26 protein-coding genes are annotated in these 22,927 nt (G+C 72.9%); 5 read left to right on the top strand and 21 right to left on the bottom strand.

The window, feature by feature from the left end:
* Window positions 1–9: 9 nt before the first annotated feature.
* The 5 genes from ACIRVH_RS03085 to ACIRVH_RS03065 form a co-directional block, all read right to left on the bottom strand.
* Window positions 10–435, bottom strand: a complete 426-nt coding sequence (locus tag ACIRVH_RS03085; protein ID WP_403947642.1) for an OsmC family protein — start codon at window positions 433–435, stop codon at window positions 10–12.
* A 64-nt stretch (window positions 436–499) separates the two neighbouring features.
* Window positions 500–2,302 (bottom strand): hypothetical protein, encoded by a 1,803-nt coding sequence (locus ACIRVH_RS03080; protein ID WP_403947640.1) that lies wholly within the window; start codon window positions 2,300–2,302, stop codon window positions 500–502.
* Window positions 2,299–3,360, bottom strand: a complete 1,062-nt coding sequence (locus tag ACIRVH_RS03075) for an ATP-binding protein (protein ID WP_403947638.1) — start codon at window positions 3,358–3,360, stop codon at window positions 2,299–2,301. Before ACIRVH_RS03075 ends, ACIRVH_RS03080 begins: the two co-directional genes overlap by 4 nt.
* 135 nt (window positions 3,361–3,495) lie before the next feature.
* Window positions 3,496–5,574 (bottom strand): phage holin family protein, encoded by a 2,079-nt coding sequence (locus ACIRVH_RS03070; protein ID WP_403947637.1) that lies wholly within the window; start codon window positions 5,572–5,574, stop codon window positions 3,496–3,498.
* A 96-nt stretch (window positions 5,575–5,670) separates the two neighbouring features.
* On the bottom strand, window positions 5,671–6,102 hold the full coding sequence (locus tag ACIRVH_RS03065; RefSeq protein ID WP_403947635.1) for a hypothetical protein: 432 nt from the start codon (window positions 6,100–6,102) through the stop codon (window positions 5,671–5,673).
* A gap of 85 nt (window positions 6,103–6,187) precedes the next feature.
* Between ACIRVH_RS03065 and ACIRVH_RS03060 the strand changes: the two genes are divergently transcribed.
* Both ACIRVH_RS03060 and ACIRVH_RS03055 read left to right on the top strand, forming a co-directional pair.
* On the top strand, window positions 6,188–6,961 hold the full coding sequence (locus tag ACIRVH_RS03060) for an MBL fold metallo-hydrolase (protein WP_403947634.1): 774 nt from the start codon (window positions 6,188–6,190) through the stop codon (window positions 6,959–6,961).
* A gap of 14 nt (window positions 6,962–6,975) precedes the next feature.
* On the top strand, window positions 6,976–7,590 hold the full coding sequence (locus ACIRVH_RS03055; RefSeq protein ID WP_403947632.1) for a DedA family protein: 615 nt from the start codon (window positions 6,976–6,978) through the stop codon (window positions 7,588–7,590).
* A gap of 9 nt (window positions 7,591–7,599) precedes the next feature.
* Here the strand turns inward: ACIRVH_RS03055 and ACIRVH_RS03050 are convergent, their stop codons facing one another.
* The 3 genes from ACIRVH_RS03050 to ACIRVH_RS03040 form a co-directional block, all read right to left on the bottom strand.
* Complete coding sequence (locus tag ACIRVH_RS03050) at window positions 7,600–8,691, bottom strand: MBL fold metallo-hydrolase (protein ID WP_403947630.1); 1,092 nt, start codon at window positions 8,689–8,691, stop codon at window positions 7,600–7,602.
* Window positions 8,688–9,944, bottom strand: coding sequence for an aminotransferase class I/II-fold pyridoxal phosphate-dependent enzyme (locus ACIRVH_RS03045; protein ID WP_403947628.1), 1,257 nt, complete (start codon window positions 9,942–9,944; stop codon window positions 8,688–8,690). The genes ACIRVH_RS03050 and ACIRVH_RS03045 overlap by 4 nt, the downstream gene beginning before the upstream one ends.
* Window positions 9,945–10,258: 314 nt before the next feature.
* Entirely contained in the window at window positions 10,259–11,095 is an 837-nt protein-coding gene (locus tag ACIRVH_RS03040; protein ID WP_403947627.1) for a hypothetical protein, read from the bottom strand.
* 226 nt (window positions 11,096–11,321) lie between these two features.
* On the opposite strand from ACIRVH_RS03040, the gene ACIRVH_RS03035 reads away from it, so the two are divergent.
* Window positions 11,322–11,696, top strand: coding sequence for a DUF2795 domain-containing protein (locus ACIRVH_RS03035; protein ID WP_403947809.1), 375 nt, complete (start codon window positions 11,322–11,324; stop codon window positions 11,694–11,696).
* A gap of 74 nt (window positions 11,697–11,770) precedes the next feature.
* Here the strand turns inward: ACIRVH_RS03035 and ACIRVH_RS03030 are convergent, their stop codons facing one another.
* The 3 genes from ACIRVH_RS03030 to ACIRVH_RS03020 all read right to left on the bottom strand — a co-directional run bounded on the left by ACIRVH_RS03030 (window position 11,771) and on the right by ACIRVH_RS03020 (window position 14,993).
* Window positions 11,771–12,058, bottom strand: a complete 288-nt coding sequence (locus ACIRVH_RS03030; protein WP_403947625.1) for a DUF6158 family protein — start codon at window positions 12,056–12,058, stop codon at window positions 11,771–11,773.
* A gap of 126 nt (window positions 12,059–12,184) precedes the next feature.
* On the bottom strand, window positions 12,185–13,804 hold the full coding sequence (locus ACIRVH_RS03025) for an ABC-F family ATP-binding cassette domain-containing protein (protein ID WP_403947624.1): 1,620 nt from the start codon (window positions 13,802–13,804) through the stop codon (window positions 12,185–12,187).
* A 532-nt stretch (window positions 13,805–14,336) separates the two neighbouring features.
* On the bottom strand, window positions 14,337–14,993 hold the full coding sequence (locus tag ACIRVH_RS03020) for a histidine phosphatase family protein (protein WP_403947623.1): 657 nt from the start codon (window positions 14,991–14,993) through the stop codon (window positions 14,337–14,339).
* Window positions 14,994–15,065: 72 nt separating this feature from the next.
* On the opposite strand from ACIRVH_RS03020, the gene ACIRVH_RS03015 reads away from it, so the two are divergent.
* Both ACIRVH_RS03015 and ACIRVH_RS03010 read left to right on the top strand, forming a co-directional pair.
* Window positions 15,066–16,559 (top strand): bifunctional phosphatase PAP2/diacylglycerol kinase family protein, encoded by a 1,494-nt coding sequence (locus ACIRVH_RS03015; protein WP_403947621.1) that lies wholly within the window; start codon window positions 15,066–15,068, stop codon window positions 16,557–16,559.
* 99 nt (window positions 16,560–16,658) lie between these two features.
* On the top strand, window positions 16,659–17,480 hold the full coding sequence (locus ACIRVH_RS03010) for a class I SAM-dependent methyltransferase (RefSeq protein WP_403947619.1): 822 nt from the start codon (window positions 16,659–16,661) through the stop codon (window positions 17,478–17,480).
* A gap of 47 nt (window positions 17,481–17,527) precedes the next feature.
* Here the strand turns inward: ACIRVH_RS03010 and ACIRVH_RS03005 are convergent, their stop codons facing one another.
* The 10 genes from ACIRVH_RS03005 to ACIRVH_RS02960 form a co-directional block, all read right to left on the bottom strand.
* On the bottom strand, window positions 17,528–17,821 hold the full coding sequence (locus ACIRVH_RS03005) for a gas vesicle protein K (protein ID WP_403947617.1): 294 nt from the start codon (window positions 17,819–17,821) through the stop codon (window positions 17,528–17,530).
* Window positions 17,821–18,006, bottom strand: a complete 186-nt coding sequence (locus ACIRVH_RS03000; protein ID WP_403947616.1) for a gas vesicle protein — start codon at window positions 18,004–18,006, stop codon at window positions 17,821–17,823. Before ACIRVH_RS03000 ends, ACIRVH_RS03005 begins: the two co-directional genes overlap by 1 nt.
* Window positions 18,003–18,782 (bottom strand): GvpL/GvpF family gas vesicle protein, encoded by a 780-nt coding sequence (locus ACIRVH_RS02995; RefSeq protein ID WP_403947614.1) that lies wholly within the window; start codon window positions 18,780–18,782, stop codon window positions 18,003–18,005. The genes ACIRVH_RS03000 and ACIRVH_RS02995 overlap by 4 nt, the downstream gene beginning before the upstream one ends.
* Window positions 18,779–19,114, bottom strand: coding sequence for a gas vesicle protein (locus ACIRVH_RS02990; RefSeq protein ID WP_403947613.1), 336 nt, complete (start codon window positions 19,112–19,114; stop codon window positions 18,779–18,781). Before ACIRVH_RS02990 ends, ACIRVH_RS02995 begins: the two co-directional genes overlap by 4 nt.
* Window positions 19,111–20,196: an SRPBCC family protein gene (locus ACIRVH_RS02985; RefSeq protein ID WP_403947611.1), complete on the bottom strand. Its 1,086-nt coding sequence runs from the start codon at window positions 20,194–20,196 to the stop codon at window positions 19,111–19,113. The genes ACIRVH_RS02990 and ACIRVH_RS02985 overlap by 4 nt, the downstream gene beginning before the upstream one ends.
* Window positions 20,193–20,774: a DNA primase gene (locus tag ACIRVH_RS02980; protein ID WP_403947609.1), complete on the bottom strand. Its 582-nt coding sequence runs from the start codon at window positions 20,772–20,774 to the stop codon at window positions 20,193–20,195. Before ACIRVH_RS02980 ends, ACIRVH_RS02985 begins: the two co-directional genes overlap by 4 nt.
* The gene (locus ACIRVH_RS02975) at window positions 20,771–21,034 is read right to left on the bottom strand and encodes a gas vesicle protein GvpG (RefSeq protein ID WP_403947608.1); all 264 of its coding nucleotides are present in this window, start codon (window positions 21,032–21,034) and stop codon (window positions 20,771–20,773) included. The genes ACIRVH_RS02980 and ACIRVH_RS02975 overlap by 4 nt, the downstream gene beginning before the upstream one ends.
* A gap of 26 nt (window positions 21,035–21,060) precedes the next feature.
* Window positions 21,061–21,831, bottom strand: coding sequence for a GvpL/GvpF family gas vesicle protein (locus tag ACIRVH_RS02970; protein WP_403947606.1), 771 nt, complete (start codon window positions 21,829–21,831; stop codon window positions 21,061–21,063).
* On the bottom strand, window positions 21,828–22,289 hold the full coding sequence (locus tag ACIRVH_RS02965; RefSeq protein ID WP_403947604.1) for a gas vesicle structural protein GvpA: 462 nt from the start codon (window positions 22,287–22,289) through the stop codon (window positions 21,828–21,830). Before ACIRVH_RS02965 ends, ACIRVH_RS02970 begins: the two co-directional genes overlap by 4 nt.
* A gap of 70 nt (window positions 22,290–22,359) precedes the next feature.
* Window positions 22,360–22,728 (bottom strand): gas vesicle protein, encoded by a 369-nt coding sequence (locus tag ACIRVH_RS02960; RefSeq protein WP_403947602.1) that lies wholly within the window; start codon window positions 22,726–22,728, stop codon window positions 22,360–22,362.
* Window positions 22,729–22,927: the final 199 nt, after the last annotated feature.

Here is a 22,927-nt window from a genome sequence, read left to right as displayed (position 1 = left end):
GTACGACGGTCAGGCCAGCTCGGCCGTCAGGGTGATGGTCGTACCGGTCAGGGCCTGGCTGACCGGGCAGTTCTTCTTGGCGTCCTCGGCCGCCGAGGCGAAGCTCTCCGCGTCCAGGCCCGGCACCTCGCCGCGGACGGTGAGGTGGATGCCGGTGATGCCCTCGCCGGGCTGGAAGGTGACGTCGGCCTTGGTCTCCAGGCGGGTGGGCGGGGTACCGGCGCCGGTGAGGCCGTGCGAGAGGGCCATCGAGAAGCAGCTGGAGTGGGCGGCGGCGATCAGCTCCTCGGGGCTGGTCTTGCCGTTGGCCTTCTCGGCGCGCGACGGCCACGACACCGGCTGCTGGCCGATGCCGGAGGAGTCGAAGGTGACGAGGCCGGTGCCCTCGATCAGGTTGCCTTCCCAGACCGTGTGTGCGGTGCGCGTGGTAGCCACGGTGGTTCCTTTCGCATGTGGTCCCGTGTCCAAGTCCTGCGCCCCCATCCGATCACATTCGGGCTCACTGCACCCTGAAGACCGGGCCACGCGGGGTGAACGGAAGGCGACCACCTTCCGGGATCAGATAGGCGTGCTCGCGCCGCACCCGCAGGACGTCGCACCAGCCGTCGGTGATGACCAGCACCGGCGCGCCCGGCGGGAAGTCGGGTGCGCGGTGCAGCAGGTCGATGCCGGGCTGCAGAACGGTGCCGCCGCGCCCGTGCACCCGTACCCGGCCGGCGATCTCGCTGACCGGCACGAAGCCCGCGTCGTGCGGAGCGGCGTCGCAGAACACCACGCGGGCGGCCGGTACGTCGCGGGCCTCGGCGTAGGAGGCGATCGCGCCGAGGGCCTTGCCGAGCAGGGTGCGGTCCATCGAGCCGGAGGTGTCGAGGACGACGCCGAAGGTGCAGCGGGCGATCTCCTCCGGCGGGAACCAGCGGCCCGCGCGCGGGATGTGGGGGGTGGCGGACTGGCGGCGCGAGGGACGGGCGTAGGAGCGTACGGCCTGCGGGCTCGGCACGAACTCGTCGAACCAGCGGGCCAGTCGGGCGTCCCAGGGCAGCGGCGGGTGGCTGAGCGCCCGGATCTCCTCGACCAGCCCGCCGGGCAGGAAGCCGCGCTGCTGCCCCTGGTGCAGGTCCAGACCCCGGACCAGGCCGCGGCGGTAGAACTCGTCCAGGTCAACGGGGGCCCCGGGCGGGCCGAGCGGGGCGCCGAGGACGTCGCCGAGGCCCTTGCCGCGCAGGGTGGCGAGGCGGCGCATGCGGCGCAGGTCGCCGGCGATGCGGTCGTAGACCTCCTCGGCGGACAGACCCGCCAGCTGCGGGTCGTACAGCAGCCCGTCGGGCATGGTGCCGACCTGCATCTCGGCGAGCCAGCCGTTGATGACGTAGTCGCAGGCGACGTTGAACAGGTAGGGGTCGCGGGTGCCGCAGCGGTCGCCGTGGCGCAGGGCGGCGTGCAGCATCTCGTGGGCGAGGATGAACCGCCACTCCTCGTCCTCGAAGGTGCGCAGCGGGTTGACGTAGATCTCGCCGGCCTCGGCGTTGACGGCGGCGACGGCGATGCCGTGGGCGCGGGCGAGTTCGGCGTCGGCGACGAGTTGGATGCCGGCCGCGATGCCGCCGAGCAGCGGGTAGGAGGACACGAACCAGCTCAGGGCGCGCTCCCAGGGGCGCAGCCGGGTGGGGCCGCCGGTCATGGCGTCGCGGCGGCCGCCGGCCAGGTCCATGGCGGTGGCCATGGTGCGGGTGAGGCCGTGGGCGAAGGCGAGCTGCCAGTCGGGGGGCTTCTGCAGGTAGCCGGTCCAGGGCACGAGCAGTTGGTCGGGTTCGGTGCCTGCCGTGCCGCAGTGCTCGTACCCGGCCGGGATGTGCTCGTCGCGGCGCCAGCGGGCGGCGAGCTGCTCCTCGTCGCCGCCGGGATAGGACGCGGGCAGGTCGTCGGGGGTGCGGCCGACGCGGAAGGTGAGCAGGAAGCGGTTGACGACGGCGCAGCGTGCGGCGAGGTCGTAGCGGTCCGGCTGTACCCGTTCGCCCTTGGCGGCGGGGACGTGCCCGAAGCCGAGGTGGATCAGGCCGTGGGCGATGGCCCAGGCCCACTCGGCGGGCTCCGCCCGGCGAGTGGGGTGCAGGTGGACGCGGCCGCCGGAGTCGATGCGGACCAGGCCCTGGCGGGGCGAGGCGGAGCAGTCCTCGCGGCGGCACATGTCGGCCTCGATGGCGGCGAGCGCCGGGTTGGCCCACACCAGCTGGACGCCCTTGGCGCAGTCCTCGGCGGCCGGATCCGGCTTCTTCTTGCTCTTCGCGCCGCGGCCGCTCATCGCCGGGCCTCGACCAGCCGGGGCATGTCCCGGGCGGCCTCGATGAGGAACCAGGCGGGCAGGACGGGGTTGCCGTCGGCGTCGGAGGCGATGACGCTCTGCGCGACCTCGACGGAGATCTCGGCGAGCTGCACCAGCAGGGATTTGGCGCGGTAGGCGGTCTGCCGGCCGTTCGCCGACATGTGTTCCTTGGCGACCGGCAGCTCCTTGACCAGGCGGCCGCGGAAGGACTCGGCGAGGTAGTACAGCAGGTCGCGGTCCTCCGGGCGGTGCGGCCAGCGGGCGTCGCCCTTGAGGATGGCCTCGATGCCGAACCGGCTGCGGACGATCTTGACGTAGCCGCAGAAGGCGGTGGCGTGCGCCGGGGTGAGGGTGCCGTGCGCGAGGACGCTCAGGGTGGCTTCGTCGAGGTCGGGTCCGAAGGAGTGCAGGGCGTCGGAGAGCATGTGCCAGGAGCGGGGCGTGGAGAACGGCTCCTCGGTCTTCGGCGGCTTGGACCACAGGTGGTCGGGCCGGTCGGTGAGGTGGTCCAGGATCCACGGGTGGATGCCGTGGCCGGCGGCCCAGGCGAGCCAGTCCTTCGGGGAGGCCTCCAGGTGGACGTGGGCGAGCCGGTTGACCAGGGCGGAGGCGATGGGCCGGGCGAGGGCGTTGTCGGTGGCGCGGTTGCCGGCGCCGATGACGATGGACCCCTCGGGCAGCTCGTAGCTGCCGATACGGCGGTCGAGGATGAGCGAGTAGAAGGCCTTCTGCACGTCCGGGGTGGCCGCGTTCAGCTCGTCCAGGAACAGGCAGTACGGCTCGTCGCGGGCAATGGTCTCCGGCGGGCAGAACACCGAGCGCCCGTCGCGGATCTGCGGCACGCCGATCAGGTCCTCGGGGGCGAGCTGGGTGCCGAGCAGGCTCACGCACTCCAGGCCCAGCGAGGCGGCGAACTCCCGTACCAGGGAGGACTTTCCGATGCCGGGGGCGCCCCAGACGAAGACCGGCCGGACGGTGGCGAGGCCGAGCAGCAGCTCGGGGAGACGGGCAGGGGTGACCGTGACGGCAGCCTGCAAAGCAAAGGCTCCCTTCTTTGCGCCTAAACCGGCGCCGCTCTCGCGTACGTGGTTGCTCGCCGTCGAGGTTCTCAATTGATGGTTGCGGCCGTCACTTGAATTTTCTGCACGGCCCGGCGCTGAAAGCCTCCACGCTCAGGCGGCCCGCTCCTCCTCGGCCTCCGTGCTGATCGGCACCTGGGGGCCGTTCGCCTCGCGCAGCCAGCGGCGCAGGACGCGGTGCACATGCTCGGCGCCGGTCAGCTCCGCTCCCTCCTCGACCGGGGCGGACAGGGTGAGCGGGGAGAGCAGGAAGGGGTGGGACTGGGCGCCGCCGAGGCCGCCGTGGGAGCCGATCTGCTCCTCGAAGGCGAGGACTTCGCCGTCGGCGGGGTCGTGGAAGGAGTTGACCATGATGTCGGCGGTGTGCGGGAAGGAGTGGGTGCGGCGGACGGCGTCGGCGGCGCCGGGGCCGAACCGGGCGAGCGGACCGGGCTCGTGGTCCAGCTCGGCCAGCGGGATCTCGGTGCCGTTGGGGCCGAGCACCACGCCGTCGTGGCCCTCGCTGCGCACCAGCAGGAAGCCGATGCCGGGGTGGTTGGCGAGGGTGGTGAGCAGGGCGGGGTGGCGGGCCTCGATCTCCTCCTTGGTCATGCGGTGCGGCACGTCCGGGAAGGAGACCAGGCCGAGGTTGCCGGAGGCCAGGACGATCGGCTCGGAGTCCCGGGTCGGCCGGTGCCGCTCGTCCTTCTCCTCCACGGGCCGGCGCAGGGCCGCGCGGACGGCGGTGCGGGCCTCGGCGCCGCTGCGGGTTCGTTCGGCCCGGCGCGGTACGGGCAGTCCGCAGCCGGCGCGGACGAGGTCGGCGAGGGTGAGGCCGTAGCGGGCGCGGAAGGTTTCGCCGGGGCTCTGGCCGTGGTCGGACAGGACGACGATCCGGTAGGGGCGCGGGGCGTGTTCCGCGGCCTTCTCGATGAGCGCGAGGGACCGGTCGAGGCGCTGCAGGACCTGCTCGGCGTCCCGGCCGCACGGTCCGGAGTGGTGGGCGACCTCGTCATAGGCGACGAGGTCGGCGTAGACGGCGGTGCGGCCGACGAGCAGATCGCCCATCACGGCGGCGACCACGACGTCCCGTTCGACGACGGTGGCGAAGGCGCGCACGAAGGGGTAGAGGCCGCCGCGGCTCACCCGTGGCCGCTGCTCACGGATCCGGGCCCGGGTGGACTGGCCGATCTCGCGGGCGACCTCGGCGACGAAGGACAGAGCCGTGCGCACCGCGTTGGCGGGGTCGGAGAAGTAGGCGAAGTAGCCGGCGCGGGAGCGGTTGTCCCGGCCGCGGCGGCGGGTGGCGATGGACAGCACGAGGGCCTGTTCGCCGGCGCCGCCGCCGAAGAGGTTGCCGCGGCTGGCGCCGTCGACGGTGAGCAGTCCGCCGTCCCCGGTGTGTGCTGTGGCGCGGCGTTGGAGCTCCACGGCGCTGGTCGGGCGGTTGCACACCATCACCTCGCCCCGGTCCTTCTCGTACCAGCGGAAGGCCGGCACGTCGAAGGTGCTGCCGTGCAGGATGCCGAGCTGGCTGGCGCCGGTCTGGCTGGACCAGTCGGTGCGCCAGGGGACAAGGCGGTGGGTCGGCTGTACGCCGTCGTCTGTCGACAGCCAGCGGCCGACGGTGGGCATGAGTCCCTTGCGGACGGCGTGCGTGAGCACGTCGTGGCCCACGCCGTCGAGCTGGACGCAGACCAGGCCGGGCGTGGCCGCGCACGGCGGACCGGCTCTGCGGCGACGGTCGGCGAGGCGCAACAGACGGCGGCGGTAGGCGTCGTCGTCGCGCACGGCGAGGGCGGCACCGGTGGTCGAGGCGACGGCGGACATCACGGCCGCCACGATGACGGCGGTCTCCGGGGCGGCCTCGCCCTGCCCGGAGGGATTGATGCGCAGGGCGAGCAGCAGCAGGGAGCCGTTGAGGAAGAAGACCAGCAGGCCGAGGACGAACGCGGGCACGAGCAGCAGCAGCCGTACCAGGAGCGGCCACACCACGGCCGAGAGCACACCGAAGGCCCCGGCGCCCAGCGCGGCGGTGACGGCTATCCGGGTGGCACTGTCGCCGTCGGCGGACTGGAGCCTGAAGTCGGGCAGGAGGCCGGCGAGCACGAGCATGGTGAGGGTGGAGACCGCCCACACCGTGACGCTCCGCCCGACCTGACTGGCGATCCGCCGCCACCGCACGCCCCGCACGCCCCGTACACCTCGCGTCCCGCCCGCTCGATCAGCGGGCCTCACTCCACCTTGTCACACGGGACGGAGCCCGGCCGGGCGGGGCGCCGGGGCCCCTCACCGCCCGTCGTAACCCGCCGTCGGCATGGACAGCCTGCGGTGCACCCGCGCCTTCATCTGGGCGTCGTACGAAGGCTCGGCCCGCCCCACCGTCTCCACCCGCACCCCGCGCCGCGCGCACTCGGCGGTGAACTCCTCCACCGAGGACACCGCACGCTCCAGCACGCGCCGGCTGGGTGCGACGAACACGTCCACGCCGGGCCGGACGCCGTCCCACAGTGCGCAATGGTCGAAACGCAGCCCGCCGACGAGAAGTTCCCGCACGATCACATAGCCGCGCTCCGCCGCCCAGCGGGCGCACATGGCGTGCTGGCTGCGGGAGTCGACCAGGAAGGGGTCGGACTCCAGTTCCTCCAGAGGCGTCAGGCTCGCGATGGCGGTGACCCGCACCTGCGCGAGCCCGCCGGAGGCACCCCGCAGCTGTCCCATGGCGTCCCCCTCACCTCCGGGTTTCGCCGCCGACCCTACTCCTGCCCGTAGGCTTCGGGGGAGTCGCGCGAAGGAGGCGAAGAAGGTGCCGGTGGAGATCACCTGGTGGGGTCACGCCACCTGTGCGCTCCTGGATTCGAACATACGGGTGCTCACCGATCCTCTGTTCGCGAACAGGCTCGCGCATCTGCGGCGCCGCCGGGGCGCGGTGCCCCCCGCCGAGGCCCGTCGTGCGGACGTGGCGCTCGTCTCCCATCTGCACGCCGACCATCTGCACGTGCCCTCGCTGGGCGCCCTCGCCCCGGGCACGCGCCTGCTCGTGCCCCGGGGCGCACCACGGGCGGTCCCGGCGCTGCGCCGGCTGCGACATCTGCAGATCACCGAGGTGGCCCCGGGGGACGCCGTCCGGGTCGGGGGCCTCGTGGTCCGCGCGGTACCCGCACGGCACGACGGGCGCCGGCTGCCGGTCGGCCCGCACCGCTCCCCCGCGCTGGGATACGTCGTCGAGGGCGAGGCGCGGACCTACTTCGCCGGGGACACCGGGCTGTTCGACGGCATGGCGGAGCAGGTCGGGCCGGTGGACGTGGCCCTGCTGCCGGTGGGCGGCTGGGGGCCGTACCTCGGTGAGGGGCACCTGGACGCGGGGCGGGCGGCGCGGGCGCTGGCCCGGCTGGCGCCCCGGGTCGCGGTGCCGGTGCACTACGGGACGTACTGGCCGATCGGCATGGCCGCGGTGCGCCCGCACGAGTTCCACGCGCCGGGCGACGAGTTCGTGCGCCTGGCGGCCGCGGCCGCGCCGCAGGTGGCCGTGCACAAGCTCGGGCACGGGGAGAGCGTGCGCCTGGAGGTCGCGCGGTGAGATGGCCGGCCGCGGTGGTGCTGGCCGCTGCTTCCACGTCCGCGCCGCCTCCGGAGTCCACACAGCAGGCGATCGGGTATCCGTCTCTGTTCCTGCTGGTGCTGATCGGTGCGTTGGTGCCGGTGGTGCCTACGGGGGCGCTGGTCAGTACGGCCGCGGTGGTGGCTTTTCATCAGACGGCACCGTTCTCACTGGTGCTGGTGTTCGTCACGGCCTCGCTGGCGGCCTTTCTCGGGGACGCGACGCTGTACTGGCTGGGGCGGCGCGGGATGCGGTCGCGGAACGGGTCGCGGTGGCTGGAGGCGATTCGTGCTCGGGCGCCGGAGGAGCGGCTCACGCAGGCGCAGACGAAGTTGGCCGAGCACGGGGTGGCTGTGCTGGTGCTGTCCCGGCTGGTGCCTGCGGGGCGCTTGCCGGTGATGCTGGCTTGTCTGGTTGCCGACTGGCCCCTGCGGCGGTTCAGCCGGGGCAATCTGCCTGCCTGTCTGGCTTGGGCGTTGACGTATCAGGTGATCGGGATTCTGGGGGGTTCGCTGTTCCCGGAGCCGTGGGAGGGGGTGGTGGCTGCGGTGGGGTTGACGCTGCTGATCAGCGTGACCCCGAGTGTGGTGCGCCGCTTTTCCCGGTAGCGCCGCTGGTCACAACCTCAGGCCCGGGGAAATACCCTCCAGGACCCTCGAGCCGCCGACCGGCACGTCCCACAGGTCCTCCCGGTCCAGGCCCGCCGTTTCCCATGCCGTCTGTACTCGCGTCAGCGGTTCCAGGACCGGCTCCGCCGACAGGATGAACGTGCCCCAGTGCATGGGCGCCATGCGCCGCGCGCCCAGGTCCAGAGTGGCCTGGACCGCCTCCTCCGGGTCGCAGTGGACGTCACTGAGCCACCAGCGGGGGTCGTAGGCGCCGATGGGCATGAGGGCGAGGTCGATCCCGGGGTAGCGGCGGCCGATACGGGAGAACCAGTGGCCGTAGCCGGTGTCGCCGGCGAAGTAGAGGCGCTGTCCGTCGCGGTCGGTCAGGACCCAGCCGCCCCAGAGGCTGTGACAGGTGTCGGTGAGGGTGCGCTTGGACCAGTGGTGGGCGGGCACGAAGTCGAAGCGGACGCCGGACAGTTCGGCGCCCTCCCACCAGTCCAGCTCGGTGACGCAGGTGAACCGGCGCCGCTGGAACCAGCGGCCGAGGCCGGCGGGCGCGAACACCGGTGTGGTGCGCGGGAGACGGCGCAGGGTGGGGGCGTCGAGGTGGTCGTAGTGGTTGTGGCTGATGACGACCGCGTCGACGCGCGGCAGGTCCTCCCACGGGACGCCGACGGGGGTGACGCGGGCCGGGGTGCCGAGGATGCGGCGGGACCACACGGGGTCGGTGAGGACGGACAGCCCGCCGATCCGGACGATCCAACTGGCGTGTCCCGCCCAGGTGACGGCGAGCGTGCGGGTGCCCGTGCGGGGCAACGGGGCGGGCGCGTACGGGAGCCGGGGGATGTCGGCGAGGCTCTCCGGGCCGGGGCGTACGGAACCCTCGCGGGCGAAGCGGGCGAGGGCCTTGAGGCCGGGCAGGGGCGCGGTGAGCCGGTCGTGGAAGGTCCGCGGCCACACCCGGTGTTCGCCCAGCGGGCGGGGCTCGGCCAGCGGCGGGAACGGGGCTGCGAGGAGGGCCGGGGCCACGGGGGCGCCGGCCTTTCCGCTGGTCGTCGTCGTGGGGGCGGGCCCGGGCTCATGCGTCTGCTGCGTCATCGAGGAGGCTCCCGTCGCTGAGCGTCGCCGCGGAGATCGTCGAAGGCCGACCTCACGGAGACCAACGCGCTTTGCACGTGTGGCAGTTCCAACGGTGAGGGTGACTTGAGACATTCCGTGCGCTCCTCGTCCGTGCCGCCGAGCAGGGACCCCGTGGCGAGCCGCACGCGCAGCGCCCCGAGGTCGTCGCCGAAGCGGTGGCCGCCGGGCGCGGGCATGCCGAGCCGGGCGGTGAGGAAGTCCTCCAGTTCCTGGGCGTCACCGACGCCCTGCTCGGCGAGCACCTCGCGCAACGGGCCGAGGTCGACGTACAGATGGCGGCCGGCCTGTGGCGGCCGGGCGAGCGCGCCGGCCGCGACGACCGCGCCGTGCGCGGCGGCCGCCACGCGCGCGTGCAGGCGTACGGCGGCCTCGCGGCGCTCGGTGACGGGTGCGGGTTCGTCGAGGGCGTATCCGGCGGCCGCGGCGACCGGTACGGCGATGCGGGCGCCGAGCGCGGTGAGGATGTCGAGCACGCGCGCGTGGAGGTGCTCCCCCGTCTCTCCCGAGGGGAAGCGGGCGATGGCCGCGGGCCAGCCGGGCGGCAGCAGGGCCCCGGCCAGGTCGGTGACGACGGTGACCCCGTCGGGCACCATCTCGGCGGGGCTGAGCAGGACCGTCTCACGCGGGTCGTGCACGGTGTCGCGCCAGGTCTCGTCGCTGACCAGGTGCAGGCCCTCGGCGGCCGCCGCCTCGACGGTCTCGTGCAGCAGTTCGGGCGGGGTGACGGTGGCGGTGGGGTCGTCGGCGACGGACAGCACCAGCAGCCGGGGATCCCCGCCCTCGGCACGGACCCTGCGGACGGTCTCCAGCAGGGCGTACGGGTCGGGTACGCCGCCGCCCTCGGCCGGGGTCGGCACGTGGAAGACGGGTCTGCCGAGCAGGCGGGCGTAGGGCGCCCACCAGGCGGCGCACGGGCGGGGCACGAGCACGTCACCGGTGTCACCGGCGAGCGCGGCGGTCAGCGCGAGCAGCAGCGCGGGGGCGCCGGGTCCCGCGGCCACCCGGTCGGGGACGCAGGGCAGTCCGCGCCGGGTCCAGTAGCCGCAGGCCGCCTCCAGCAGGGCGGGGGCGCCGCCGACCGGCTGGGCCTCGGCGCGGCCCGCCGCCGCTGCCAGGACGGCGGAGAGTTCCGGGAGGACGGGCAGGCCGTCGCCGGGCAGGGGCGGCCCGTAACGGACCGGCCCGTGGCCCTCCGGGTCCGTCCGCCGCATGTCCGCCTCCGCGCAGTCCGTGGTGCCGTGTGGTGTTCCCGTCGGGTGGGCCGTGCTCGGTGGGCCGTGCTCTCCTCGTCGGCTGTGCCTCTGCCTGTTCCCGAGCCTGTTCCTGATCCTGCTCCGGGGCCTGCTCCTGTGCCCACTCCTGTGGTGCCGGCTGCGTGGGGGTGCGTGCGGTGCCTGCTGTCGGTGCCCTCGGGATGTGTACCCGGCGGACGGCCCTCCATGGCTGTCCGCCGGAATTGTCCTCCGGCACGGAGCCGGCACGAACCCGGCCCGGGCCGCCCCGCGTCGGCCGTCCACGGACCTCGTCAGGCGTCCACGGACCTCCTGCGGCCGGACAGTCGGTAGACGGCTCCTCCGCAGGCTCCGGCGATCAGCACACCGCCTGCGACCAGCGCCGGAACCGAGTCGTTGAAGCTGCCGCCAATCCCGGCCGCGACCCCGCCCTGTTCCGTTGCCTGGTCGCAGTTGCCGTTGTCGCCATTGTCCCCGTCGTAGCCGCTGCCCCCGCTGTCACCGTTGTAGCCGCTGTCACCGTTGTAGCCGCTGTCGCCGGCCTCGTGGTCCTCGCGGCGGCAGTCTTGTCCGCCGGAACAGGTGCGCGAACCGTCCTCGCACTCCCGCCCCTGCTCCTGCCCCGGCCGCTGTCCCTGCCCTTGCCCCTGCCCTTGCCCCTGCCCTTGCCCCTGCCCTTGCCCTTGCTCCCGCCCCTGCCCCTGCCCCTGCCCCGTCGTCTCCTGCGTTGCCCCGGGCTTCTGCCACTGCCCCGACCCCGTCTCCTGCCCGGTTCCCGAATCCTGCCGCTCTCCCTGCCCCGTCGTCTCCTGCCCCGGCCCCGAATCCTTCCGCTGCCCCTGCAGCAGCCCCGGACTCTCTCCCCGCCCCGGCTCCTGGCCCTGGCCCTGACCCTCGTCACACTGCGCGCTCCCGTCCGCCAAGGGCGGCGGCGCGGCGTCGGGGGTGTCCGGTGCCAGTCCGGTGAGGACGTCGCAGGACAGGGACGCGCTGGGGGTGGCGCCGGGCTGGACGGTGCCGGGGCTCGCCCCGTCCGCGGGGGCCGCGGACACGGCGGGCCCCGCTATGACGAGCGCGGCCCCGGCCAGGACGGCGACGGACAGGGCACGGGCACGGGTGGTGCGGCGCATGGGGCGGGCTCCTCGGCGGTGCAGGCGCGGGACACGGCGGTCGTGCCCTCCCTGCCATCACAGCCCGCCCGGCGCCGCTGCGCGCGCGGCCGGGCCCCATTCGCGGGACGCGAACGGCCTGACGGGTGACCCCACGACAGCGGCCGCCGAACGGCTCCGCACAGGTTTTCCGCCCTCCGGGCAGGTGACTCGGTAGGTGCTGACCTTCGACCATCTGGAGGAAGTCATGCAGCGAGGCAGTGACCGACTGAGCGTCCACCGGGACGACGAGATGAAGCACGAGCTGCAGGAGCTGCTCAGGTCAGGGCACCCGACACGCACCGAGGAATGGGCCGATCCGGAGCCGATCGCCGACGACGACCCGGAGGTCTGGAGCGGGCCGGTGGGCGGTCTGGGATCCCCGGCGTCGCTGGAGCGGGTACGGCTGGCGCTGGCCCGGAACCTGAACCGGCACGCCTTCCCCGCCGACGCGCACGAGCTGGCCCGGGCCCTGCGCCGGGGCAACGCACCGGGCACCCTGATCGACGCGGTGGCCGGGCTGCCGCGCTCGCGGCGGTATGCCAACGTGCAACAGCTGGCCGAGGCGCTGGTGGGCGTCTGACGAGCCGGTACCGGAGTGGTGAGCGCACCGGGAAGAGCAGGTGAGGCCGAACGCGGGCGGCACCTGGGGGCTCCTCAGGTGCCGGACGTGCCCGGAGTCGCCGCCTCGCCGCAGCCGCGCTCCCGTGCGCCCTCGCGGGTGCGGCCGGCGCTGACGAGGCGGCGCGGGTTACGGCGCAGATACTCGCCCTCGAGCTGCGCCATGCGCTCGTTGTGGGCCCGCAGCGCGTCGTTCGAGCCGTACAGGAGGGTGTCGTGGCGCGTGCGGTGGATCGTCTCCAGCTCTTTCATGAGCTGCTGGTCGTCCAGCCGGCTGGGGTCGACTCCGGTCATGGTGGCACCCCGCTCGTCGTGGTCGTTCATCCGGTTCGGGTACCCGCCCGGAACAGTCTGCCCCCGTGCGGTTCCGGGAGGGAGCCGTGGAGCTCGCATTCCTGAGTCCACTGTACGAACATCCGGCTCACCGGGCCCTCCGGCAGAGCCGCCGGGCTACCGGGCCCGTTCCACCCGGCGTTCGTCCCAGACCGGCTCCGGGGTCTCGCGGACGCGGCCGTCGCTGCCGAAGACCAGGAAGCGGTCGAAGGAGCGGGCGAACCAGCGGTCGTGGGTGACCGCGAGGACCGTGCCCTCGAAGGCCTCCAGACCCTCCTGGAGAGCCTCGGCGGACTCCAGGTCGAGGTTGTCGGTCGGCTCGTCCAGCAGCAGCGCGGTGACTCCCTGGAGTTCCAGCAGGAGGATCTGGAAGCGGGCCTGCTGGCCGCCCGAGAGCCGGTCGAAGGGCTGCTCGGCCTGGCCGGTCAGCTCGTAGCGGCGCAGCCGGGACATGGCCGCGCCCCGGTCCTGCGCGTGTTCCTTCCACAGGATGTCGAGCAGGGCACGGCCCTCGAGCTCGGGGTGGGCGTGGGTCTGGGCGAAGTGGCCGGGGACGACCCGTGCGCCGAGCTTCCACTTCCCCGTGTGCGTGACCTCGTCGCCGGCGAGCAGCCTGAGGAAGTGTGACTTGCCCGAGCCGTTGGAGCCGAGCACGGCGACCCGTTCGCCGTAGAAGACCTCCAGGTCGAAGGGGTTCATCAGGCCGGTCAGTCCCAGCTGCTCGCAGGTGACGGCCCGCACGCCGGTACGGCCGCCCTTCAGGCGCATGGTGATGTCCTGCTCGCGGGGCGGCTCGGGCGGTGGGCCGACCTCCTCGAACTTGCGCAGGCGGGTCTGCGCGGCCTGGTACCGGGAGGACATCTCGTGGCTCACGGCCGCGGCCTGGCGGAGGTTCAGCACCAGCTTCTTCAGCTGGGCGTGCTTCTCGTCCCAGCGGCGGCGCAACTCCTCGAAGCGGGCGAAGCGTTCACGGCGGGCCTCGTGGTAGGTGGCGAAGCCGCCGCCGTGCACCCAGGCGTCGGCGCCGGCCGGGCCGGGCTCCACGGAGACGATCTTCTCGGCGGCGCGGGCGAGGAGTTCGCGGTCGTGGGAGACGAACAGGACCGTCTTGCGGGTCTCCTTCAGCTGCTGTTCCAGCCAGCGCTTGCCGGGCACGTCCAGGTAGTTGTCCGGCTCGTCGAGCAGCAGGACCTCGTCGGTGCCGCGCAGCAGCGCCTCCAGGACGAGACGCTTCTGCTCGCCGCCGGAGAGGGTGCGCACCTGCCGCCACTGGGCCCGCTCGTACGGCATGCCGAGAGCGGCGGTGGTGCACATGTCCCACAGGGTCTCGGCCTCGTAGCCGCGCGCTTCGGCCCAGTCGGCGAGCGCCTGCGCGTACTGCAGCTGGGCCGCCTCGTCGTCGACGGTCATCATGGCGTGCTCGGCCCGGTCCACGGCCTGGGCCGCCTCACGGATGCGGGGCGGGGCGACGGAGACGAGCAGGTCGCGGACGGTCGTCTCGTCGCGTACGGAGCCCACGAACTGGCGCATCACGCCCAGGCCGCCGCTGAGGGTGACCGTGCCGCCGTGCGGTTTCAGTTCGCCGGAGATCAGCCGGAGGAGCGTGGTCTTTCCCGCGCCGTTCGGGCCGACCAGCGCGACGGCGGCGCCTTCGCCGACCCGGAACGAGACATCGCCGAGCAGCGCCCTCCCGTCGGGGAGGTAGTACTCGAGGTGCGCGGCTTCCAGATGTCCCATGAGGAGGCATTCTGTGGGGCGGTGCCGACCTGGGGCAAACGCTTATCCTGCACGGTCCGCCGACGCGTGCCCCTTCAGCCCCGGCGCGCTCCGACGACGGCCCACCCCTCGCCCGGCACGCTCCCGACGGCACCTGCCTCATCAGCCCGGCGCGCTCCGGTGGCGCCTGCCCCCTCAGCCCTGCGCGCTCCGACGACGGCGCACTCCTGCTCCGGCACGCTCCCGACGGCACCTGCCTCATCGTCCCGGCACGCTCCCGAAGGCATCTGCCTCATCAGCCCCGCGCGCTCCGTAGACGGCCCACCCCTCCTCCCGCACACTCCGACGGCGGCCTGCCCCTCAGCCCGCCGCGCTTCGACGGCGCCTGCCCTGTCAGCCCTGCGCACTCCGACAGCGGCCGCCCCTCCTCCGGCACACTCCGACGCCGCCTGCCTCATCGTCCCGGCACGCTCCGACAGCACCTGCCCCCGGCCCCGCGCGCTCCGCCGACGGGCCGCCCCCAGCCCGGCGCGCTTCGACGGCGCCCGCCCCCTCAGCCCGCCGCGCTCACCGGTGCCCCGGTCGGTCCGCCCTCGCTCGCCGGTTCGACCGTGGCGCCCGCCCAGGACAGTGCCTCGAAGCCGTCGGACGGGGAGCCCTCCAGGATCACCACGCCGGTGTTCTCCAGCGGGCGGGCGGCGGCGAAGGCCACGTCGACGTTGTCGGCGCGGGCGGCGGTCCACATGCGGATGGCGGCGCCGTGGCTGATCATCGCGGCGCTCCCGGCACCGCTCGCGGCGGCCTCGGCGATGACGGCGTCGTACCGGGCCAGGACCTCCTCGCCGTTCTCCCCGCCGGGGATCCTGAGCGTGGTGTCCCCGGCCGCCCACGCGAACACCGTGCGCATGTAGCGCTCGCCCTCCGGGGAGTCGCCCGGCACCATCTCCAGGTCGCCGGCGGAGATCTCGCGGATGCCGTCGCGGACGATCACCTCCAGGCCGCGGGCTGCGGCCAGCGGGGCGGCCGTGAGCTGGGTGCGGATCAGGGTGGAGGCGTAGAGGGCCTCGATGTCCTCGTCCGCGAGCGCGGCGGGCAGGGCGGCGGCCTGCGCCTCGCCGAGTGGGGTCAGGCCCGGGCCGGGTACGGCCGTGTCCAGCAGATGGTCCAGGTTGGACGGGGTCTGGCCGTGGCGGATGAGGAACAGACGCATGGCAGGGGCCCTCCGGGTGTCGATCATCGCCCGCCGGTCAGGAAACGTCCGGTTCAGGGTACCCGGCAGCCTATGAGCCCAGACGTCGATCTCACTGTTGCCGAGCCCGGCCCCCATCCCCTGCGCCACCGGCTGCTCGCTCTGGACAGCCGGCTGTTCGAGTTCGCGGCGGAGCAGCACTGGCCGTTCGCCGAGCCCGTGCTGCCGCGGCTGAGCCGGAGCGCGAACCACGGTGTGCTGTGGTTCGCGACGGCGGCCGCGATGGCGGCGAGCCGTACGCCGCGGGCCCGCCGGGCGGCCGCCCGCGGGCTGGCGTCGCTGAGCCTGGCCTCGCTGGCCATCAACACCCTCGGCAAGCGCTCGGTGCGCCGCCCGCGACCCGCCCTGGATCCGGTCCCGCCGGTCCGGCACCTGAAGCGGCAGCCGATCACCACGTCGTTCCCGTCCGGTCACTCCGCGTCGGCGGCCGCGTTCGCGACCGGCGTCGCCCTGGAGTCACCCGCCTGGGGCGCGGCGGTGGCTCCCCTCGCCTGGTCCGTCGCGCTCTCCCGCGTCTACACCGGAGTCCACTTCCCGAGCGACGTGCTCGCGGGCGCGCTTCTGGGCGCGGGTGCCGCGTTCGCCGTACGGGGCATGGTGCCGACCCGCGCCCAGGTCGTGCCGCCGGCCCGGCCCCGCGCCGAGGTCCCGGCGCTGCCCGACGGGGCGGGCCTGGTCGTCGTGGCCAACTCCGGGTCGGGCACCGCGGACCGCGTGCGCAGCCTGCGCACCGGACTGCCGCTGGCGGAGGTCGTCGAGTGCGAACCGTCCGCGGTGTCGGTCGAGTTGGAGAAGGCGGCGGCCCGTGCTCGGGTGCTCGGCGTGTGCGGCGGGGACGGGACGGTGAACGCGGCCGCCGAGGTCGCCCTGCGCCACGGCCTGCCCCTCGCGGTGCTGCCCGGCGGCACCCTGAACCACTTCGCCTACGACCTCGGCGTGGAGGACGGCCGCGACCTCGCGCGGGCGGTCCGGCGGGGCGAGGCGGTGCGTGTGGACGTCGGCCGGTTCACCTGCGGCGACAGGCGGGGCATCTTCCTCAACACATGCAGCCTGGGTGTGTATCCGGAGCTGGTGCGGGAGCGGGAGGACTGGTCGCGCCGGATCGGCGGCTGGCCGGCCGGGGTGCTCGCGGCGCTGCGCGTGCTGCGCGCGCACGGGCATCCGATGGAGGCCGAATTCCGTGGCCAGGTACGTCCGTTGTGGCTGCTGTTCGCCGGGAACGGCACCTACCACCGGATGGGCCTCGCCCCCGGCCGCCGCGTCGACCTGGCCGACGGGCGGCTCGACGTGCGGGTGGTGCACGGCGGCCGCCGCCCCGCACTGCGTCTGCTGGCGGCGGCGCTGGCCGGCCCGCTGACCCGCTCCCCCGCGCATGCGGCGGTCCGGGTGAGCCGTCTGCGCGTCGCGGGTGTGGCACCCGGCACGCTTCTCGCCCATGACGGCGAAGTCACCGAGGTCGCGGGCGAAGTGGCGCTGGAGAAGCTCCCCGAGGCGCTCACGGTGTACCGCCCCCTGCGCGGGTTCTGATGCTCCATCAGTCCACATAGCAAAACGTAGTTCTCACTATTCGACATACGGATCTACGGTGAGGTGGAGCGACAGAAGCTCGGACAGGGGAGTTCAGCCATGCCGAAATCGCAGGAGACCGCCGTCTACACGCACGGGCACCACGAGTCGGTGCTGCGGTCGCACACCTGGCGGACCGCCGCCAACTCCGCGGCCTATCTGCTCGGCTCGCTGAAGCCCCACATGAAGATCCTGGACATCGGCTGCGGCCCGGGCACCATCACCGCCGACCTGGCGGAACTGGTCCCCGACGGCCATGTCACCGGCGTCGACCACGCGCCGGGGATCCTGGAGCAGGCCCGGGAGACCGCGGCCGGACGCGGCCTGGCCAACGTGGACTTCGCGGTCGCGGACGTACACGCCCTGGACCACCCGGACGACACCTTCTGCGTGGTCCACGCCCACCAGGTGCTCCAGCACGTGGGCGACCCGGTGCAGGCGCTGCGCGAGATGCACCGGGTGACGAAGCCGGGCGGGTTCATCGCCGTGCGCGACGCGGACTACGCGGCGATGACCTGGTATCCGGCGGTACCGGGCCTGGACGACTGGCTGGACCTGTACGAGCGGGTCGCCCGGGCCAACGGCGGCGAGCCCGACGCCGGGCGCCGGCTGAAGGCCTGGGCGCTGGCCGCGGGCCTCAGCGACATCACGGCCACAGCCGGCACCTGGACGTTCGCCACGCCCGAGGAGCGGGACTGGTGGAGCGGACTGTGGGCGGACCGCACCCTCGCCTCGGCCTACGCCGACCGCGCCACGCAGGGCGGCCACGCCACGGCGGAGCAGCTGCGGGCGGTGTCGGAGGCGTGGCGCGAGTGGGGCCGGCGGGAGGACGGCTGGTTCACCGTCCTGCACGGGGAGATCCTGTGCCGTAAGCAGGCCTGAGGCCGTAAGCAGGCCTGAGACCGTAAGCAGGCCCGCGCCGGTTCGGCTCAGGCGCGGGGAAGCAGCGGTCCGAGCGGCCCGAGGTCGAGGTTCAGGTCCTCGGGCTGCAGCCCGTAGCGCTCCCGCAGCTCGGCCATCCGCTCCTCCAGGAGCATCAGGGTGAGCCCGATCCGCTCCTCCTGCTCCTCGGTCAGCTCACCCGTGTCGAAGCGGCGCAGCGCCTGCCGTTCCATCAGCTGCCGCAGCAGCTCCACCACGGTCAGCACGAGTTTGACCAGGTCGCGCTCGACCGTGTCGGGTTCCAGGTCGAGCCGGTCGTGGGTCCTTCCGCGTGCCGTCATCAGGGCTCCTCGAAGGGCGAGGGCACCGACTCGTTCACCGAGCTGATCAGCGCGTTCAGGTCGATGCGGACGAGGTCGACGTCGGCGATCCGCAGCGTGACGTCGCCGGTGATGACGACCCCGCCGGCCAGGAGCCGGTCGAGCAGGTCGACCAGCGCGATCTCGCGGCGTTCGACCATGGTCATGGTTCCTCCCCGCCGAACTCCCCGGAGAACGAGTAGGCGGCCCAGGGCCCGGTGAGTTCCACCAGCATCCCCGGCGCCTCGTTCTTCGTACGATCCACCAGTTCCACGAACTTCTCGGAATCCGCCCGGCACACGAGATAGGCCGCGTTGAGCACGTTCCGGCCCGGCACCCCGGAGAGCGCGGGGTTCTGCGGCGGATGCAGCCGGGAATCCTCGGCGTGCCGGGCCAGGAGCTCGTGCACGGTAAGGGCGAACGTCTCGGCATTGCGCCACGCCTCCTCGTGCGCGTGCGTGCGCTCACGCCGCCGGCGCAGGTAGTCCCGCCCGCTGGCCGGTCGCCCCGCGGCGGCGGCGACGGGCTCGGCAGGCTCGTCGGTCTCGCTCACCACGGACACCTTGACGCCCCACTCCACCCGGCCGTCCAGCCGGTCGAGGATGCGCCGGAAGTCCTCCTCGCGGGCCTCGATCATCGCGCGTACCCCGCTGTTGTCCCGGAAGACGGTCGCGAGCCGCAGCGGAAGCGGGGTGGTGACGGTGGTGAGCGCGTCGATCACGCCCTGGTGGGCCCGGGCGGTCGCGGCCAGCCAGTCGAGGTCCTCCAGGTGGGACCGCAGGGCCTCCTCGCAGAAGTCGGCCTCCGGGACCGTACTGACGACCGCGACCAGCCCATGGTGGTGCAGCAGGGCGGGCGGGGCGCCCCCGACGCCCGTCAGCTCGGCCTGCAGGGGCGCGTCGAGGGGACGGCAGACAGCGTAGACGTACCGCAGTCCGGTCATCGGGCCTCCTTCGGCACACGGCCGGGTTCCAGTTCCTCGATGCGTGCCAGACGTTCCCTGAGCTCGGCGTTCTCACGCGCAAGTTCGCTCTGGCGGGCGCGCGAGGACAGAGCCGGGTCGGTCTCCCACCAGTCAATGCCCATCTCCCTGGCCTTGTCGACCGAGGCGACGACGAGCCGGAGTTTCACCGTGAGGAGTTCGATGTCGAGCAGGTTGATCCTGATGTCGCCCGCGATGACGATGCCCTTGTCGAGCACGCGCTCCAGGACATCGGCGAGGTTGGTCCCGCCGCTCGGACCGTAGGGCTCGGGAAGCCGGCGTGCCGTCGTCATCGACGGCTCCCCCTCTCAGCGTGTTCGGGCTCTTCCTCCTCGTACTCCTCCTCTTCCTCGTCCTCGTACTGGGGCTCCTCCGCGTTCTCGTACTCTTCCTCTTCCTCGGGCTCCTCCTCGTCCTCGTACTCCTCCTCTTCCTCGGGCTCCTCCTTCTCGTACGGCTCCTCCTCGTCGGCGGCCTCCTCGGTCTCCTGCTCCTCGGCGACCGCGTCCTCATGGCTGTGGACCACCTCGCCGTCACGGATCTCACCGCGCCAGCCGTCCTCCGCCTCGCCCTTGAGGGCGACGAAGCGGGCGAAGTTCTTCAGGTCCAGCCTGGCCCGGCGGCCCTGTGCGCGCCACAGGTTGCCGGTCTTCTCGAACAGGCCGCTCGGGTAGTACTCCATGACCAGGAGGACGCGGGTGAGGTCGTCCGCGAGCGCATGGAAGGTGACGACACCCTTCGTGCTGCCCTTGGCACCCTCCGACGTCCACTGGATGCGCTGGTCGGGGATCTGCTCGGTGGTGCGGGCCTTCCAGCTGCGGCTGGACCAGAAGACCTTCAGCTGCCAGTCGGACTGGGTGTCGTCGGCGCGGCTCGCGCTCTTGACGCCCCTCGCGAAGGTGCCGAAGTCCTGGTACTGGGTCCACTGGTCGTAGGCGGTGCGCAGAGGCACGCCCACGTCGACGGACTCCATGATCACGGTCGGCTTGTTGCCGCCGCCCTTGCGTTTCCCCTTGCCGCCCGCGAGGTTCCGCACCGCCTCCGTCACGTTCTCCTTGACCCGGGAGGCGCCCAGCTCCAGCGCGGAGCGCAGCGGGCCCTTGCCCTCGGCGAACTTGCGACCGCCCTCCAGGGCCAGCTTCGCGAAGCCAGGACTGTTGCCCTCGGCGATGTCGTTGAGCTTGACCGTGGCCTCGCCGAGCTTGTGGCCGAGGCCGACGAGCATCCGCTCGGCCTGCGCCGAGAGGTACTCCTGCACCTCCTCCTTCAAGCGGTCGGCGGCCTCGCTGTGGGCGAGATCGGTCAGCGGGTTTTCCTCGGCGGCGCCCGTTGCCTTACCGGCCGCGGAGGTCGCGGATCCCAGGGTCTCGGTCATCTGTCATCGCCGCCCTTCGACTGCCCGGACCGGCCGCCGCGCGTCGCGCCACCGGCCGAGGCCGTCCTCTTCGCGTCGGCCTTGCGGGCGGGGCCCGTCTTCTTGTCCGCCGTCTTTCCGGGAGCCGTCGCCCTCTTGGTCTGGGCCCGCTTCGGCGGGACCTTCCTGGCCGCCTTCTTGCGCGACATCTCCTGCCGCCGGGTCTTGCGGGTGTCCTCGTCCTCCCCGGTCTCCTCCTCCCCGGATCCGGACTCGGTCAGCTCCCCGGCGAGCTGCTCGTGCAGCTCGGTGGTACGACCGTGCAGCCGGTCGGCGATGGCATTCATCTGCCGCTCGGCCATGGCTCCGGAGGCGGCCTTGCCGACGCCCCGCAGATCCTGGCGCAGCTGGTCCCCGATCTCCTTGAACTGCGGGTTGTCGTGGAGCTGTTGCTGCACCAGCTCCGCGAGCGCCTGCGGCCCGAGGTTCAGCTTCTTTCCGGCCACCAGGGAGCCGACGGCGAGGGCCAGTTTCATCTTCTTCGTGCGCCCCAGCAGGTATCCGGCCCCCAGGGCGAGGCCAAGTGCTGTCCTGTTCATGGTGTCGTCCCGTCTCCTGTGGTGTCGCCGGAGCGCAGGGCGATCTCCAGCCGGTCGAGCAGTTCGTCCTCGCGCCGGTCGAACTCCTCCTCGGTGATCTCGCCCGCCTCCAGCTGCTCTTCGAGCCGAGCGAGTTCAGCCCGTACGGTGGCGGGGTCGTAGTAGATCCGTTCCGCCTCACGAAGCACCTCTCCGATCACCCACGCGCTGCCGCGTACCGGTGCGAACGGCAGCAGCAGCACTTCTCCGATCAGTCCCACGGCGTTCTCCTTCCGTCCGGGCCCGACTACGTCCCGCCGGTACCGGCGCCGATCGGGCTGCCCGCATGTTCGACGGGACCGGGCTCGACGAAGCTGTACGGCGGCAGCGGTCCGTTGACCCGCAGGTCGAGGTGGGTGAGGCTCTTGCGGGCGTGTTCGGCGGCGGCCAGGAAGGACTCGGCCGAGTCCCGGACGACCAGATACGACACGTTGAGCAGCCAGCCGGTGGACGCCTGGCCCACGCTCAGCGCGGCGGCGGTCGGGGCCAGCACGCTCTGCACCTCCGCGCCGTCCTCGGCCTCCTTGGCCTTGACCGCGGCCGCGACCAGCTCACCGAGGCGGATCCGCTCCTCGTAGCTGCCGCCGCCCGCCTGCCGGTTGGCGTCGGCGAGGGCGCGCAGTTCCGCGTTCTCGGCCATCACGAGATGCAGGACGGCCTCTTCGACATGGCTGGCCTTGACGTTGTACTCGTCCTTGCCGTCCAGCTCCCGCAGCCGTTCCCGGTAGTGCTCCGCCCGCTCGCTGAGCACCTGGGTGACGGCGTCGTCGTCGGGTGCGACGTTGCCGAACCGCATGGGCAGCACACAGCGGGCCGCGCCGGCCTCGGCGAGCACGTTCTGGTGGGCGAGCAGGTCCCGGCGCTTGGGGCGCAGAGCCTCTGGGGCGTCACTGACCAGGGCGGCCAGTTCGCCGGCCTTGAGGACACGCACCGGGCGAGGCGGCTCGCCCACGCCGGCCATGCCCTCGGAAAGCGCCGGATTCGACCAGGCGGTGATCCCGTAGACGTACGTACTCACTCCTGCTCCTCCTTCCTGCGTGCCGTGGTCCTGCGGGCGCGCGGCCGGGGCTCGGCCTCCCTTTCCTCACGTCCATGCTTGTCCTCGCGGGCCTCCTTGTCGTCTCGGACCTCGTGGAAGGCGTCGGCCACGGTCTGTGCGGCGCCGGACAGCGCGCCCTTGGACTTGCCGCGGGCGCCGGACTCGGTGATCTCACCGACGACGTCGGGCAGGCCGGGGGTCGCACTCGGACCCGACTCCAGGTCGAGGCGGTTGCACGCCTCGGCGAAGCGCAGATAGGTGTCGACGCTGGCGACGACGACCCGGACGTCGATCTTGAGGATCTCGATGCCGACCAGGGACACACGAACGAAGGCATCGATCACGAGACCCCGGTCGAGAACCAGTTCGAGTACGTCGTAGAGGCTGCTGCCGCCGCCTCCCCCGCCGCCGATCTGCTGTGCCGGTACAACGGTCATGCCTGTCGTTCCTCCCTGTGCGTGGTCGGATGCACGGGGTGTCCGTGGATGTGGGATCCGGGCCGACGGCCTAGCGGCCGCCGGGAGGGCGCGCGTCGGCCCGCCCGCGTTCGTAGCGACGAACGCGCCGATAGCCGGTGAGCTGTCCCCGTGGGTCGAGGTCGACCTGGTAGCTCGCCATCAGGCTCATCGTGTCCGGCACCCTCGGCAGTTCGAGGACCTCCACGTCGAGCGACCATCCGTCTGCGGTCTGCTCGAAGGAGGACACCGACTGCGGTGCGAGCCCGGTGAGTTCGGCGAGCTGGGCGCGCGCCTGGCGCAGCACCTCGATGGGTGCCGGCCGGTCGTTCGCCGCATCCGACCGTGTGCCGTTCTGCTTCTTATGTGAACTGTGTGACTTTTGTGAACTCTGTGGCTGGGGGGTGTTCTCTGTGTTCACTGTGTCCACCTCCCTCTGCGAATGGCCACTCCTCCCCCGGGCAAACACCCGGGAGGCCATGGGTCCTCGAAGTCGCAGGTCACAGGCGGTGGATGAGGTACGGCGACGCGGCCACGACAAGCCACACTGAGCCACGGCCGGCGACGGAGAGCCGCGATCGGCCCCCTACCCTCCCCCGGGAGATCCGCCCCGGGCATCT

Origin of the sequence: Streptomyces sp. NPDC101165, from assembly GCF_044768135.1 — a bacterium.
GTDB lineage: Bacteria > Actinomycetota > Actinomycetes > Streptomycetales > Streptomycetaceae > Streptomyces.
This window is presented reverse-complemented; position numbering and strand designations above follow the sequence as displayed.

Coding starts and splice junctions, on each gene's coding strand:
- ACIRVH_RS03080 (WP_403947640.1), bottom strand. CDS start 2,302: ATGAGCGGCCGCGGCGCGAAGAGCAAGAAGAAGCCGGATCCGGCCGCC.
- ACIRVH_RS03065 (WP_403947635.1), bottom strand. CDS start 6,102: ATGGGACAGCTGCGGGGTGCCTCCGGCGGGCTCGCGCAGGTGCGGGTC.
- ACIRVH_RS03050 (WP_403947630.1), bottom strand. CDS start 8,691: ATGACGCAGCAGACGCATGAGCCCGGGCCCGCCCCCACGACGACGACC.
- ACIRVH_RS03045 (WP_403947628.1), bottom strand. CDS start 9,944: ATGCGGCGGACGGACCCGGAGGGCCACGGGCCGGTCCGTTACGGGCCG.
- ACIRVH_RS03040 (WP_403947627.1), bottom strand. CDS start 11,095: ATGCGCCGCACCACCCGTGCCCGTGCCCTGTCCGTCGCCGTCCTGGCC.
- ACIRVH_RS03035 (WP_403947809.1), top strand. CDS start 11,322: ATGCAGCGAGGCAGTGACCGACTGAGCGTCCACCGGGACGACGAGATG.
- ACIRVH_RS03030 (WP_403947625.1), bottom strand. CDS start 12,058: ATGAACGACCACGACGAGCGGGGTGCCACCATGACCGGAGTCGACCCC.
- ACIRVH_RS03025 (WP_403947624.1), bottom strand. CDS start 13,804: ATGGGACATCTGGAAGCCGCGCACCTCGAGTACTACCTCCCCGACGGG.
- ACIRVH_RS03020 (WP_403947623.1), bottom strand. CDS start 14,993: ATGCGTCTGTTCCTCATCCGCCACGGCCAGACCCCGTCCAACCTGGAC.
- ACIRVH_RS03015 (WP_403947621.1), top strand. CDS start 15,066: ATGAGCCCAGACGTCGATCTCACTGTTGCCGAGCCCGGCCCCCATCCC.
- ACIRVH_RS03010 (WP_403947619.1), top strand. CDS start 16,659: ATGCCGAAATCGCAGGAGACCGCCGTCTACACGCACGGGCACCACGAG.
- ACIRVH_RS03005 (WP_403947617.1), bottom strand. CDS start 17,821: ATGACGGCACGCGGAAGGACCCACGACCGGCTCGACCTGGAACCCGAC.
- ACIRVH_RS03000 (WP_403947616.1), bottom strand. CDS start 18,006: ATGACCATGGTCGAACGCCGCGAGATCGCGCTGGTCGACCTGCTCGAC.
- ACIRVH_RS02995 (WP_403947614.1), bottom strand. CDS start 18,782: ATGACCGGACTGCGGTACGTCTACGCTGTCTGCCGTCCCCTCGACGCG.
- ACIRVH_RS02990 (WP_403947613.1), bottom strand. CDS start 19,114: ATGACGACGGCACGCCGGCTTCCCGAGCCCTACGGTCCGAGCGGCGGG.
- ACIRVH_RS02985 (WP_403947611.1), bottom strand. CDS start 20,196: ATGACCGAGACCCTGGGATCCGCGACCTCCGCGGCCGGTAAGGCAACG.
- ACIRVH_RS02980 (WP_403947609.1), bottom strand. CDS start 20,774: ATGAACAGGACAGCACTTGGCCTCGCCCTGGGGGCCGGATACCTGCTG.
- ACIRVH_RS02965 (WP_403947604.1), bottom strand. CDS start 22,289: ATGACCGTTGTACCGGCACAGCAGATCGGCGGCGGGGGAGGCGGCGGC.